The organism is Paenibacillus tengchongensis (assembly GCF_008973665.1).
Classification (GTDB): domain Bacteria; phylum Bacillota; class Bacilli; order Paenibacillales; family Paenibacillaceae; genus Paenibacillus_AQ; species Paenibacillus_AQ tengchongensis.
On record NZ_WACP01000001.1, the window covers coordinates 269,394 to 281,787 of the forward strand.

Genomic DNA, 12,394 nt, shown 5'->3' on the forward strand with positions numbered 1-12,394 from the left:
GCCCCACAAAGTGAGGTTGTTACGTAGATGCTGATTCAGGTACTTTGCGGGGACCCCGTATATAGCCCCACAAAGTGAGGTTGTTACGTAGATGCTGATTCAGGTACTTTGCGGGGACCCCGTATATACCCCCACATAAGCTCATCATTTAATAAGGTGCCCCGCGAGGTTGCGGGGCACCTTTTGCCGGTTATATGCCAAACCAAGCCTGCCTGCAAAGAATCAGGCTCTGAACAGCTCTGTGCGCAGCGGAGCGGCAGACGGCACGGTTTCTGCTTCTTCCACGGCAGCATGACCTCCGCCATCCTGGTCCAGCTCCAGCTGCGAATAATACAGCTCGTAGTAGCGTCCCTCAAGGGCAAGCAGCTCCTCATGGCTGCCGCGTTCCGCGATTTCCCCGTCTTCCATGACCAGTATGAGGTCAGCGTTCTGGACAGTGGACAGCCGGTGGGCGATGACCAGTGTCGTTTTGTCCTTCATCAGCTTGCGGATAGCCTGCTGGACCATTTTCTCCGATTCATTGTCCAGCGCCGCCGTCGCTTCGTCCAGCAGCAGAATCGGCGCGTCCTTCAGCATCGCCCGGGCAATGGCCAGGCGCTGGCGCTGGCCGCCGGACAGCCGGGAGCCGTGTTCGCCGATCTCCGTATCGATCCCCTGCGGCAGCTCCATCACGAAATCATACGCATTCGCACCGCGCAGCGCCCCGATGATTTCCTCCTCCGTAGCGTCCGGCTTGCCGTTGCTGATATTGTCGCGGATGCTTCCCGTGTACAGCCCCGCTTCCTGAGGCACATAAGCGAAATAGCTGCGAAGCTGTTCCAGGCTCATGGCTCCGCTGTCCTGCCCGTTGATGGCAATCCTACCTGCATCCGGGCGGTAAAAGCCCAGCAGCAGCTTGAACAGCGTCGATTTCCCGCCCCCGCTTGGGCCGACCACCGCCAGCTGCATGCCTTTACCCAGCTCCGCGCTGACTCCGTTCAGGCTGGACTTCTCGGCACCGGGATAACGGAAGCCCAGCTCAGACAGGGACAGATGCCGAAACTCCGGCGTGCTGCTGCACGGCTCCGGCAATTGCTCCGTTTCCACCGGCGCGTCCATCACCTCAAAGATCCGTTCCGCAGCGCCCAGCGACTGCTGCATCGAAGCCACCAGCGAAGGCAGGACGGAAAAGGGACCGACCAGGAAATTCATCAGCTGGATGAAAGCCATCATGGCACCGACCTCCAGCTCTCCCCTGGCGACGAACAGCCCGGCTACAAGCAGCGCAATCAGGAAGGTACCATTGCCTAGTACCGAGGAAAGAGAGGCTGTCGCCCCTGCGATACTGCCCATCCGCTGTTCTACCGCATTGACCTGAGCGCTTTCGCTCTTATAGCGCTTCATGAGTCTGCCTTCAATGGAGAACGCTTTGAACACCGGGCTGCTGCCCAGGATATCGTTCAGAAAAGCGGTGGTACGGCTCATCTGCTCCTGCAGCCGGACGCTGTTCACACGCATCGCTTTGCCGAAGATTTTTCCGGTCAGGAACAGCAGCGGTCCCATGGCAAAACAAATTAACGCCAGCAGCCAGTTGATGTAAAGCAAGTAAGCGAATGAAGCCAGGGCCAGCAGCGGATTGCGGATCAGGTCGATGATGACCGCACCGCAGGCGTTTCCGACAGCCTGATTGTCGCTCGTAAAGCGTGAGAGCAAATCTCCGGAATGCTTGCGGTCAAAGTAGGACTGCGGCAGTCTCAGCGTATGCTGCATCATATCTTGGCGCAGCTCGGCGCGGATATTGGCGGAGACTTTACTTTTCAGCCAGGTGTCGATGAAGCCGTTTAATCCGACGAGTACCAGGTACACCACGCCAATAACGAGCAGCCCCTGAAACGCTTTCACATTCAGAGACACAGCCGCATCGGTAATTTCGGCCAGCATCCAGGCGATCCCCAGATTCAGCATAATGTCTACCAGCATGGTGATGCACAATACCGCATAAGTCAATTTGTGCCCCAGCATATACTTTCCCAGCCGGAGCATTGTGCTTTTGGATTGCACGAGGCAGTCCACCCCTTTCCATCCTCCTGTAGTCCGGGCTATCCGATCTCGCACTTCATGACCCGGGTTCTTCCATAATTTAAGTGTATAAAAAAGCGGCCCCAGCCCAGAAGCGCCTCAGGAAGTAATTTCCGCTCAGCCTTCAGACTGACTTCGGAGGGCGGAGCAGGCATATGCTTTATTTTCCACTATAAATGACTGCTATATCTGTAATAATTATGATTTACATTTCAGGAAGAGTATGATAGCTTCATAGGCAAAAGCTTGCCCGAAAAGGAGCACGATCTCAATGGCTAAAGTTGAAAGTTTTCAGCTTGATCACACGAAGGTAAAAGCGCCGTATGTCCGGATTGCCGGGACGGAGCGGGATGGCAAAGGCAGCACGATTCAGAAATACGACCTGCGGCTGCTGCAGCCCAATCAGGACGCGCTGCCGACGGCTGCCGTGCACACACTGGAGCACCTGCTGGCCACTTATCTCCGCGATGAGCTCCCGGGCGTTATTGATGTCTCCCCGATGGGCTGCCGCACAGGCTTTTACCTGATTCTCTGGGATGAGCACCGGCCGGCCGATGTGGCAACAGCGTTCACACGCGTGCTGCAGCAGGTGCTGGAGACGGAAGAGGTTCCGGCCGTTTCCGCACTGGAATGCGGCAATTACCGGGACCACTCCCTGTTCAGCGCCAAGGAATACGCCCGCCAGGCACTGGCAGCGGGCATCAGCGACGACCCGTTCCGCCGTTAGGAACGGAGGGTTACAGACGGCAAAAGGCTGCATACGGTAATCCGCCGTATGCAGCCTTTTGCAGTTTATATAACCCTATCTCCGCTACACTCAGTTCCCGCTCTTGGCAAGCGGAAGCCGCAGCCCCGCCGTTCCCAGCGTCACTTGTTCCGGCAGAATATAAGCCTTGCGGAGGTCGATGTCATGGGACATATGCGTATAGACCGCCCGTTTCGGCTGCACGCGCGCCAGCAGCTCCGCGGCTTCCGTCATATCATACACGGAACGGGTAGACAACTCGGCGGACTCATAATAGAAGCTTGTCCCCAGCACCAGCAGATCGGCGCCATGCATCAGCCTCGTCTCTTCCTCGGTCAGCGAAATCGAATCGGGGCAGTACACCCAGGTATACCCGTTCTTCTCCAGCCGGAAGGCGTAGGAGTAGCCGTTCTTGCCGTGATTCACGCGCCAGGTGGCAATCTGCCAGCCATCCAGCGTAACTCCCCCGTCGCAGGGAATCATGTCTATATGCCCGCCAAGCCACGGGTATTGCCGCTGAATTACCGGAATGACCTCGGCCGGTGCATATAATTCACCCCGGTATCCCATCCACCGGCAGGCATCTGCCCATTCCGGCAGCCCGCCGATATGATCGAAATGCGGATGCGTCACGAGCAGCCTGCGCATACCGTGCCGCCCCTCTGCCTCCATCTGCCGCCGCCAGTCCGGACCGCAGTCAATCACCAGGAAATCTTCAACGCCTTCAATCAGCACCGACGAACGCAGCCGCTCGTTCAGCCCGCCTGCTCTGGCTTCTTCGCAGGTCTCGCATCCGCAATAGATCCGGGGCACGCCCATGGCATCCCCTGTTCCCAGAAATACTAGTGTATCCATAAGCCGATCCTCCCCGCTTTATAGGTAAAAGCTGTAGCCTCTCTTAAACTCCCCTCCAATTATAAAACAACCTCAGGCGCAATTCTAACCCCACCGCCAAAAGTGGTGGAGTGTTACCCTTATAGGCTCTTATACGAATACGCAGCACAACAAAGAAGCCGGGCTTGCGGGTTCTCCGCAAAACCGGCTGTACAATGCTGCTCTAGATCCCGGCCAGCACCTGATACCAGACTCCCCGCTTGGAATACAGCGTGGCACGCACTTCATCCCAGCCGCCGAGATAAGCGATGTCGAACAGCCCTGCCGGCACAGGATACCGGCTTGCCTTCGCGGCGTATACCTGTTCGTCTACCGGACGGAAACCATGCTCGGCGAAGACTTCCTGCGCCTGCGGCGTAGTGAGGAAATCGATCAGCGCTTCAGCCGCCGCGCGTGTGCCGCGCTCATCGACATATTTATCCACTACGGCTGCGGGATTTTCAATAAGTATTGTATTATCCGGAATGATGACTTCATACTTTACGCCTTGGGCGATCCGCGCCAGCAGCTCGTTCTCATAGGTAACGATGACATCGCCGACGCCATATTCGAACGCCGCCATGGAGGCCCGCCCGCTCTTGTCCAGCGACTCCACATTGGCATGTATGCTTTCCAGAAAAGCCTTGGCGGCCTCCGGGTCCTTCGCCCCCGTCTCCGTCTCAGACTTCTTCAGGCCCGCTCCATAGATAGCATTGATATCCCACTGTGCTCCGCCTGAGGTCTTCGGATTCGGATACAGCACCTTTACGCCCGGCTTCGCCAGATCGGCGAAGTCCTTGATCCCCTTCGGGTTGCCCTCGCGGGTGCCTAAGGCCACCACCGAACGGGTGATCATGCCGTCTGCACCCCTCTCCTTCCAGTCCTCCTGCACCAGTCCGGCCTTGACCAGCTTGTCGACGTCCCCTTCCAGCGCCAGCAGCGTTACATCCGCTTCAAAGCCGCCGGCGATGGCTCTGGCCTGGGTGCCCGACGCTTCATAAGACTCCTGGAAGGCAAGCGTCTGCCCGGTCTTGGCTTTCCACTCTGCCGCGAATAAAGGCAGAATCTCGCCCATCGCATCCTTTACGACACTGTAAGCACCGATGACCAGCGTCAGATCGCCGTCCTGGGCGGGTTCCTGCGCTTCCGTCCCGCTGCCTTTTGTTCCGCACCCGGAAGCAAACACAGTCAGCAGGACCAGCAGCAGCCCAGCCAGCCATCCGTGCAGTGGTCTGCTCCTTCTTAGTGGCTTCATTCCGGCGACCCTCCTCTACTTATCCCCACAAAGTGATGTTAATCTTAGAAGCTTATCAGGTACTTCCATTTATTAAATAAATACAGGCATCGGATCTTCCTTCAGTCCGTTCTCCTGAATCCAGCTCTTCTCGTCGTTGAATAGGTACGCCCGGTGCACCAGCACCGCGATCTCCTGGCCCGGCTGCAGCGTCTCCTTCTCCAGCGAGCGGTAGGTCGTCAGCTTATGGCCGTTCACTTCCACCTCGACCAGCCATTCGCTGCCGCGGAAATGCAGGTGCCTGACGATGCCCTGCTCTGTGGCGGAAGCCATTTTGAACTCGTGCAACTGGCCCACTTCAATATACTCGGGACGGATCAGCGCTTTGGTCGGCTTGCCGCCGCCGGCGTTCTTGAAGCCCTTCAGCTCGTCGGCACTCCCGATCAGCGTAGATTCGCCGATGAAGGTAGCCACGAACGGTGTCTTCGGCTCTTTGTAAATATCCCACGGGGTGCCTTTCTGCTCCAGCCGCCCCTGGTTGATGATCATAATCTCGTCGGCCACTTCAATGGCTTCATCCTGGTCATGCGTGACGAAGATCGAGGTAATGCCTACCCGTTCAATCAGCTCGCGCAGCCAGGAACGCAGCTCCTGGCGGATCTTGGCATCAATGGCGGCGAACGGTTCATCCAGCAGCAGAAGCTGCGGTTCAGGAGCCAGGGCCCGGGCAAAAGCCACCCGCTGACGCTGCCCGCCCGATAGCTGATGCGGATAGCGCTTCTCGAAGCCCTTTAGACCTGTCAGCTCCACCAGCTCATGCACCCGGTCGCGGATTGCTTGTTTATTCGCCTTCTTGACCTTAAGGCCGAAGGCAATATTATCGTATACGGTCATGTGCTTGAACAGCGCGTAGTTCTGGAACACGAACCCGATTTCGCGCTCCTGCGGAGGCAGGTTGTTGACCGTTTTGCCGTGAAACACAATCTCGCCGCTGTCCGGCGTCTCCAGTCCCGCGAGCATGCGCAGAATCGACGTCTTGCCGCCGCCGCTCGGACCGAGCAGGCCAATCAGGTGGCCTTTGGCAATGCCAAAGTTAACGTCCTTGACGGCATGAAAATCTCCAAAATGCTTATTCAGTCCCCGAACCTCCACATGCATGTCAATGCACTTCCTTTCTTCTCTTGCTCCATTCCATGAGCAGCAACAATCCGGCGGAGAAGGCCGCCAGTACCAGCGCAATTCCGCCCGCAGCCGTGACGTTGAAATTCTCGACATCCTGGTAGACCAGCGTGGTTGCCGTCTGAGTCTTGTTCATGATGTTGCCCGAAACGACCAGCACTGCGCCGAACTCGCCCAGGGAGCGGGCCACCGTCAGGATGACACCGTACGCCACCGCCCAGCGGATCGAAGGCCAGGTCACCTTCCAGAAGGTCGTCCAGCCGTACGCGCCGAGGGTCGAGGCCGCCTCTTCCTGCTGGGAACCGATTTCCTGCAGCACCGGCATAATCTCTCTGACCATCAGCGGGAACGTCACAAACAGCGTGGCAATGACCATTCCCGGAAAAGCATATACAATTTTCAGCCCGATCTGCTCAAATACTCCGCCAAGAGCGCTGTCAGGTCCCAGAAGCAGGACAATCATCAGCCCGCCGATTACCGGCGATACGGCATAGGGCAAATCCACGATGCTGTTCAGAAAGCCCTTTAAGCGCCGGCTCAACCAGTGGGCCCGCACCAGGTACAGTGCCAGCATAATGCCGAACAGCGTGTTCAGCAGTGTAACCACTACTACAACCAGACCGGTCATCATCAGCGCATGCAGCGCTTCCGGACGGGATAACGCTTCACGGAAGCCGGCAAAACCGCCGCTGAAGGCATTAGCCGCCATTTTTCCCAGCGGAGCGGCAATCAGGATGAAAAAAACGAGATAAGTGAGCGTAATCCACAATTTCCTCATGCTCTTCTCCCCCTCATCTGTGCCAGGTTAATCAGCCAGAGAATAAGGAAGGACAAGGTCAGCAGAATTATGGAGACCGCCGCCGCACCTGCGGGGTTATCGCTTTCTACTTCGCCGTAGATGAAAACCGAGGATACAAGCGTACGCCCCGGAATATTGCCTGCTACAAGCACAACGGCTCCGAACTCGGCCAGCGCCCGCGAGAAGGCCAGCATGCCTCCGCTGATCATCCCGGGCGCCATCGACGGCAGGATCACCTCCCGGAAGACCCTGGGGCTGGAAGCCCCCATCGTATAGGCCGCTTCCTCTTCCGAAGGATCGAGCTCTTCCAGCAGCGGCTGTACTGCGCGGATCACAAACGGAAAGGTGACAAATACCATCGCGATCACTATCGCCGGCTGGTGAAAGACAATCTCGAAGCCCAGCGATTCGGCGATGCCGCCAATCAGACTTCCCGGACCCAGCAACAGGAGGATCATCAGCCCCCCGACCGCCGTCGGCAGCGCAAAGGGCAGATCCACAAGGCTGTTCAGCAGCGCTTTGCCGGGGAATTGATACCTTATCAGCACCCAGGCAATCATCGTGCCCAGGAGCACATTGATCAGTGTGGCTATGACAGCCAGCTTCAGAGTAAGCAGCACCGACTTCCAGGCAATCGGGTCACTAATGCTCTCCACAAACCCGCTGAAGCCCTGCGAGAAGGAATTGTAGTAGACGCCCAATATCGGCAACACAATCAGAATGACAAAATAAAGCAGAATGGTTGTGCGGAATCCCCAGGTCCAGCCCTTGTGTCTAAGCAGTGAATTCAAGTATAAAGCCCTCCCACCTCCGGCTTACCGGTCGGTTTACTGTACATTACAGTCGACACTAATCCTATTAATATACTTGGTTTAATATTATCACTACTTTACCAAAGCACCTTAGTGACGTCAATTACTTTCATCCACTTTTGGGGTAAAATAAATTATCGGCTTCAGCCACAGAAAGGGGAACGTAAATCATGCTGCATACACTGGATATTTCCACCAAAGGACGGGACGAACTCCGTGACATTACCCGTGAAGTAATATCCCTCGTCCACAAAAGCGGGGTAAGCAATGGTATCGCCGTCGTATATTGTCCGCATACTACAGCCGGGATTGCGATTAACGAGAATGCCGATCCCGACGTCAAGCACGATGTGCTGATGCGGCTCGATGAAGTTTATCCGTGGGAGCACCCGAAGTACCGGCACAGCGAAGGCAATACCGCTTCCCACCTCAAATCGATTACGGCAGGCCCGTCGCAAAGCATCATTATCCATGAAGGGGAGCTGCTGCTTGGACGCTGGCAGGGTATCTACTTCTGCGAATTTGACGGCCCCCGTAACCGGAAATGCTATCTGAAGATTATCGAAGGCTGATGAGAGACACGAAGGCGGCTGCGCCGGAACGATTCCGGGCGGCCGCCTTCTGCAAAAAATATATTTTCGCGCACTTTCGCAAATCAAAGTTATACCATTGCAACGCTCTAAAGTAGTAAGGCGAAAGAGTGGACGTTTTGCTTATAAACTGCGGCTGAGCACTTTAACATGAGATAACGCGATCGGTCTGATATCGTCAAAACTGACTTTATCCTGAATGTAATAAGAAATGAATCCGTGCGCGGATAAGAATAAGGTCAGAGGTACACTCTGCCAATCTTCAGTCACATACCCCTCATCCTTCATATGACGGCGTACGATGCCGGCAAAGAGCTCAAAACATCGTCCCTGTTCCGCCCGGCAGTACGTCAAGAGCTCTTCATCGCGGATCATGAACATAATTTCATACTGATGCGGATGGTCCAGCCCAAAGCGGATAAACTCCATAATCAGCTGCTCTACCCGGGTCATTCCGGGTTCAAGCGGCTTGTACATGACTTGATTGAGCAGTGCGGCGACATAATTGAAATCCTCGACAACAATGGCGTAGAATAGCTCCGCCTTTTCCTTGAAATGATAATAGAGGGAGCCATGACTGTACCCCAGATGCTGGCCGATGCTGCGCATGGATATCGCCCGGTAGCCCTTGGTAATAAACAGATGCCTGGCTGCCTCGAGTATTCGTTCCCTCGACAATTCCTGCTCCACTGCTCTTCTTGCCATATTCTATTCCCCTTCGCTGTAGTAAAGCCGCCGCCCTTCCGTAACCAAGGCTTGCCCTTGGGTCAGATCCGTTATCCATGCCATAAAATTGTCGGCTTCATCATTCCGCGGAAGACATAGCAGCTTCACCCTGTCGGTAAAAGAGGTTTCACCGGTCTTGAAGTTCCGGTTCCGGAGCTCATTCTCCACCTTGCCCAGCCAGGTGTAGTCGATATCCACGAACACTTCCCGCCTCAATACACGGGTAATGACCTCTCCGGCCTCCAGTGCAGCCACTGCACCGTCAGTATAGGCCCGGATCAGTCCCCCGGCCCCGAGCATAATCCCTCCGAAATAACGGGTGACGACAATGGCGACATTTTTAACATTCTGGTTGCGGATTACTTCCAAAATCGGTTTACCGGCCGTTCCACTCGGTTCCCCGTCATCCGACTGTCTCTGAATTTCGTCTCTCTCGCCGATCATATAAGCGGAGCAGTTATGCGTGGCGTTCCAGTGCTGCTTCTTGATGTCTTCGATAAACTGCAGCGCTTCTTCTTCGGTCTCCACCGGCATACAGTGTCCGATAAAGCGTGATTTACGGATTACGATTTCCCGGGAACCGGGAGAACGCACCGTCCGGTATTGTTCCAGCATTTGAATTCCAGTCCTTATGTGTGAATGATGACTTAAGTATATAGGTCAGGAGCAGCCCTGCGGTATGTATGTACCTTTGGACTGCTCCCTGTTTGCTTAAGATGCTATGAATGATCTGCGTTTAATTGTTCTTGCCTACTCGGTAAGTCTGGCTTCGAGTTCTGCCTTCTCTTTCTCGTAGCCGGGTTTGCCCAGCAGTGCGAACATATTCTTCTTGTAAGCTTCAACGCCCGGTTGGTCAAACGGATTCACGCCCAGCAGGTATCCGCTGATCCCGCAGGCTATTTCAAAGAAGTACACCAGATAACCGAAGGTATAAGGCGTCTGATCCGGAATCGTAACCACCAGGTTCGGCACCTGTCCGTCAGTGTGGGCCAGCAGGGTACCCTGGAAGGCTTTCTTGTTGACGAAATCAACCGTCTGTCCGGCGAGGAAGTTCAGGCCGTCCAGATCGTCCGGATCGGTCTCCAGCGTAATGTGATGACGGACTTCTTCCACCTGGATTACCGTTTCAAAAATATTACGGTTGCCTTCCTGGATGAATTGACCCATGGAGTGCAGGTCGGTCGAGAAGTCTACCGAAGAAGGATAGATCCCTTTGAAGTCCTTCCCTTCGCTTTCGCCGTACAGCTGCTTCCACCATTCGGATACAAAGTGCAGGGAAGGCTCGTAGTTAACGAGAATTTCAGTGGTCTTGCCTTTGCGGTACAGGGCGTTTCGCACTGCCGCATATTGATAGGCCTGGTTGGTAGCTACATCGGGATTGTTAAACTCATCCGCTGCAGCAGCCGCACCCTGCATCATTTCTTCAATGTTGATTCCGGCAACTGCGATCGGCAGCAAGCCTACAGGTGTAAGTACGGAGTAACGTCCGCCTACATCATCAGGGATAATGAACGACTCGTAGCCTTCTTCGGTGGCCAGCTTCTTGAGTGCGCCCTTCTCTTTGTCGGTTGTGGCATAGATCCGCTTGCGGGCTTCTTCCTTGCCGTATTTCTTCTCCAACGCCGCACGAAAGATACGGAAAGCAATCGCCGGTTCAGTTGTCGTACCCGATTTGGAGATGACATTGACGGAGAAATCTTTGCCTTCTACAAGCTCAAGCAGGTGGGTGATATATGTAGAGCTGATATTGTTGCCGGCGAAGTAAACTTCCGGAGTCTTGCGTGCGTCTTTGGTCAGGTTATTGTAGAAGGAATGCGAAAGAGCCTCGATGGCTGCGCGCGCTCCCAGATATGAACCGCCGATACCAATGACGATCAGCACGTCAGAATCGCTCTGGATCTTCTTCGCGGCCTGCTGAATACGGGCGAACTCTTCCTTGTCGTAAGCGTTAGGCAGATCAATCCAGCCCAGGAAGTCGGAGCCTGCACCGGTCTTGTTGTGGAGCTGTTCATGGGCGAGCTTCACCGGAGCGGCAAAGTAGTCGATTTCCTGCTGGTTGAAGAAGGAAAGCGCCTTGCTGTAGTCAAATTTAATCTTTTTGGACATCGGTAATGGTTACCTCCTGTATGGTCTCTTTAATTTGACACCGTTTGTTACAACTTTATAATAGGATACTTTAATTTGCTTTGACTGGCAAGGTCATAAGGCACACCCGGATGAATTGCCGCAGGTTAGGCTGCTGCATGGAAGCGTTCCCCGGGGATATGGGCCATTCCGCAGTATGGTACATGCCCCTGCAGCGTGATAGAATGAACATTATTTGCAGAAATCACACGACAAAGGTGGAGAGCTTCATGAAAAAGATCGGCTTTATCGGACTCGGAACGATGGGAGCGCCTATGGCCTCCAATCTGCTGCGCGGCGGCTATCAGGTCACCGTGTATAACCGCACGGCAGCGAAATGCCAGCCGCTGGTTGACGAAGGTGCATTGGCAGCCGCCACACCCGCGGAAGCGGCGGCAGACAAGGATGTTATTATTACCATGATCAGCAACGACGATTCGATCCGGGAGGTATTCTACGGCAAGGACGGCATTCTGGAGACACTGCAGCCCGGCGTTGCCGTGATCGATTCCAGCACCATTTCGCCCGGACTCGTCCGCGAAATTGCCGCAGTCGTAGAGGAGCGCGGCGCAAGCTTCCTCGACGCGCCGGTTACCGGCAGTAAGCCGGCTGCCATCGACGGCACGCTGGTGTTTATGGTTGGCGGGAGTGCCGGGGTTATTGAGACGCACCGCGATGTCTTTGATACGATGGGCCGGCTGCTGCTGCACATGGGCGGTAACGGCAGCGGAGCCGCCGCGAAGCTGGCGCACAATACGATGGTCGGCATTCATAATGTCGCGCTGGCCGAAGGCTTCTCCATCGCCGTGAAGTCCGGCGTCCCGGCCGACAAATTCCTGGAGCTTGTCCAGAACGGCTCGGCCGGCAGCAAGCAGGCGGAATTGAAGGGCCGCAAAATTATCGGCGATGATTTCAGCAACCAGTTCTCGCTCGGCCTTATGCTGAAGGACCTGAAGCTGGCATCCGCGCTGAGCGATTCCACCGGAGTCCCGGCGCCGATGCTGGGTCTGGCCAAGAGCCTCTTCCAGGCCGGCTACACTAAGGGCTTCGGGGATGAAGACCTTTCTGCTGTGGTCAAGACCTATGAAGAGTGGATCGGCCAGAAGATCGGCGCCGGCGTCGATAAAGAGTAGATTTGGTATAAGGCGCAGCCTGATAAAGGGCTTCGCCTTTTTTTATGGGGCGGATAACAAAGGTAATTGACTCCCGTATCACTTCGCAAATAAGATACAGTCATTGCAATTACATATTATG

12 protein-coding genes are annotated in these 12,394 nt (G+C 55.3%); 3 read left to right on the plus strand and 9 right to left on the minus strand.

The window, feature by feature from the left end; translation table 11 throughout:
* Positions 1 to 222: 222 nt before the first annotated feature.
* On the minus strand, positions 223 to 2,040 hold the full coding sequence (locus F1381_RS00965; protein WP_151732959.1) for an ABC transporter ATP-binding protein: 1,818 nt from the start codon (positions 2,038 to 2,040) through the stop codon (positions 223 to 225).
* A gap of 289 nt (positions 2,041 to 2,329) precedes the next feature.
* On the opposite strand from F1381_RS00965, the gene F1381_RS00970 reads away from it, so the two are divergent.
* The gene (locus tag F1381_RS00970; RefSeq protein ID WP_151732960.1) at positions 2,330 to 2,785 is read left to right on the plus strand and encodes an S-ribosylhomocysteine lyase; all 456 of its coding nucleotides are present in this window, start codon (positions 2,330 to 2,332) and stop codon (positions 2,783 to 2,785) included.
* 90 nt (positions 2,786 to 2,875) lie between these two features.
* Here the strand turns inward: F1381_RS00970 and F1381_RS00975 are convergent, their stop codons facing one another.
* From F1381_RS00975 to cysT, 5 genes are all read right to left on the minus strand, one after another.
* On the minus strand, positions 2,876 to 3,658 hold the full coding sequence (locus F1381_RS00975) for an MBL fold metallo-hydrolase (RefSeq protein WP_151732961.1): 783 nt from the start codon (positions 3,656 to 3,658) through the stop codon (positions 2,876 to 2,878).
* Positions 3,659 to 3,860: 202 nt separating this feature from the next.
* Entirely contained in the window at positions 3,861 to 4,931 is a 1,071-nt protein-coding gene (locus F1381_RS00980; RefSeq protein WP_151732962.1) for a sulfate ABC transporter substrate-binding protein, read from the minus strand.
* Positions 4,932 to 5,003: 72 nt separating this feature from the next.
* Positions 5,004 to 6,068 carry a sulfate/molybdate ABC transporter ATP-binding protein gene (locus tag F1381_RS00985; protein ID WP_151732963.1) on the minus strand — a complete coding sequence of 355 codons (1,065 nt, stop codon included), beginning with the start codon at positions 6,066 to 6,068 and terminating at the stop codon, positions 5,004 to 5,006.
* Position 6,069: 1 nt separating this feature from the next.
* Positions 6,070 to 6,867 (minus strand): sulfate ABC transporter permease subunit, encoded by a 798-nt coding sequence (locus F1381_RS00990; RefSeq protein WP_151732964.1) that lies wholly within the window; start codon positions 6,865 to 6,867, stop codon positions 6,070 to 6,072.
* On the minus strand, positions 6,864 to 7,679 hold the full coding sequence (cysT, locus tag F1381_RS00995) for a sulfate ABC transporter permease subunit CysT (RefSeq protein WP_151732965.1): 816 nt from the start codon (positions 7,677 to 7,679) through the stop codon (positions 6,864 to 6,866). The genes F1381_RS00990 and cysT overlap by 4 nt, the downstream gene beginning before the upstream one ends.
* A 191-nt stretch (positions 7,680 to 7,870) precedes the next feature.
* Between cysT and F1381_RS01000 the strand changes: the two genes are divergently transcribed.
* Complete coding sequence (locus tag F1381_RS01000) at positions 7,871 to 8,272, plus strand: secondary thiamine-phosphate synthase enzyme YjbQ (protein ID WP_151732966.1); 402 nt, start codon at positions 7,871 to 7,873, stop codon at positions 8,270 to 8,272.
* A gap of 141 nt (positions 8,273 to 8,413) precedes the next feature.
* Here the strand turns inward: F1381_RS01000 and F1381_RS01005 are convergent, their stop codons facing one another.
* The 3 genes from F1381_RS01005 to F1381_RS01015 form a co-directional block, all read right to left on the minus strand.
* Entirely contained in the window at positions 8,414 to 8,995 is a 582-nt protein-coding gene (locus F1381_RS01005; protein ID WP_151732967.1) for a TetR/AcrR family transcriptional regulator, read from the minus strand.
* A gap of 3 nt (positions 8,996 to 8,998) precedes the next feature.
* Positions 8,999 to 9,631 (minus strand): YigZ family protein, encoded by a 633-nt coding sequence (locus F1381_RS01010; RefSeq protein WP_151732968.1) that lies wholly within the window; start codon positions 9,629 to 9,631, stop codon positions 8,999 to 9,001.
* Between the two features lie 135 nt (positions 9,632 to 9,766).
* Positions 9,767 to 11,122 carry a glucose-6-phosphate isomerase gene (locus tag F1381_RS01015; RefSeq protein WP_151732969.1) on the minus strand — a complete coding sequence of 452 codons (1,356 nt, stop codon included), beginning with the start codon at positions 11,120 to 11,122 and terminating at the stop codon, positions 9,767 to 9,769.
* Positions 11,123 to 11,325: 203 nt separating this feature from the next.
* Here F1381_RS01015 and F1381_RS01020 point away from each other — a divergent pair, with 203 nt between their 5' ends.
* Positions 11,326 to 12,273 (plus strand): NAD(P)-dependent oxidoreductase, encoded by a 948-nt coding sequence (locus F1381_RS01020; RefSeq protein ID WP_343043365.1) that lies wholly within the window; start codon positions 11,326 to 11,328, stop codon positions 12,271 to 12,273.
* Positions 12,274 to 12,394 lie beyond the last annotated feature (121 nt).

What these genes read in the sequence shown, in the direction of transcription:
- F1381_RS01015 (WP_151732969.1), bottom strand. Translation starts at nt 11,122, where the DNA reads ATGTCCAAAAAGATTAAATTTGACTACAGCAAGGCGCTTTCCTTCTTC.
- F1381_RS01005 (WP_151732967.1), bottom strand. Translation starts at nt 8,995, where the DNA reads ATGGCAAGAAGAGCAGTGGAGCAGGAATTGTCGAGGGAACGAATACTC.
- F1381_RS01020 (WP_343043365.1), top strand. Translation starts at nt 11,326, where the DNA reads ATGAACATTATTTGCAGAAATCACACGACAAAGGTGGAGAGCTTCATG.
- F1381_RS01010 (WP_151732968.1), bottom strand. Translation starts at nt 9,631, where the DNA reads ATGCTGGAACAATACCGGACGGTGCGTTCTCCCGGTTCCCGGGAAATC.
- F1381_RS01000 (WP_151732966.1), top strand. Translation starts at nt 7,871, where the DNA reads ATGCTGCATACACTGGATATTTCCACCAAAGGACGGGACGAACTCCGT.
- F1381_RS00980 (WP_151732962.1), bottom strand. Translation starts at nt 4,931, where the DNA reads ATGAAGCCACTAAGAAGGAGCAGACCACTGCACGGATGGCTGGCTGGG.
- F1381_RS00985 (WP_151732963.1), bottom strand. Translation starts at nt 6,068, where the DNA reads ATGCATGTGGAGGTTCGGGGACTGAATAAGCATTTTGGAGATTTTCAT.
- F1381_RS00975 (WP_151732961.1), bottom strand. Translation starts at nt 3,658, where the DNA reads ATGGATACACTAGTATTTCTGGGAACAGGGGATGCCATGGGCGTGCCC.
- F1381_RS00970 (WP_151732960.1), top strand. Translation starts at nt 2,330, where the DNA reads ATGGCTAAAGTTGAAAGTTTTCAGCTTGATCACACGAAGGTAAAAGCG.
- F1381_RS00990 (WP_151732964.1), bottom strand. Translation starts at nt 6,867, where the DNA reads ATGAGGAAATTGTGGATTACGCTCACTTATCTCGTTTTTTTCATCCTG.